General features: G+C 75.6%; 1 protein-coding gene. It reads right to left on the reverse strand.

The features are described 5' to 3' along the window. Window positions 1-250: hypothetical protein (locus F3J17_RS35970; RefSeq protein ID WP_205195122.1), on the reverse strand; the 250-nt coding region annotated here is incomplete at both ends.

Consider the following 250-nt stretch of genomic DNA (forward strand, 5'->3'; position numbering starts at 1 on the left):
AGGCGGCCGTCGGGCAGCGCGGCGAGGGCGAGCACGATATCGGCGTGCCCGCGCAGCGTCGCCACGCACGACCCCGTGCCCACATCCCACAGCTTCACGGTCTGGTCGCCGCTGCCGCTCGCCAGGCGGCCGTCGGGCAGCGCGGCGAGGGCGAGCACGATATCGGCGTGCCCGCGCAGCGTCGCCACGCACGACCCCGTGCCCACATCCCACAGCTTCACGGTCTGGTCGCCGCTGCCGCTCGCCAGGC

Origin of the sequence: Burkholderia sp. Ax-1719, assembly GCF_011753055.1 — a bacterium.
Classification (GTDB): Bacteria; Pseudomonadota; Gammaproteobacteria; order Burkholderiales; family Burkholderiaceae; genus Paraburkholderia.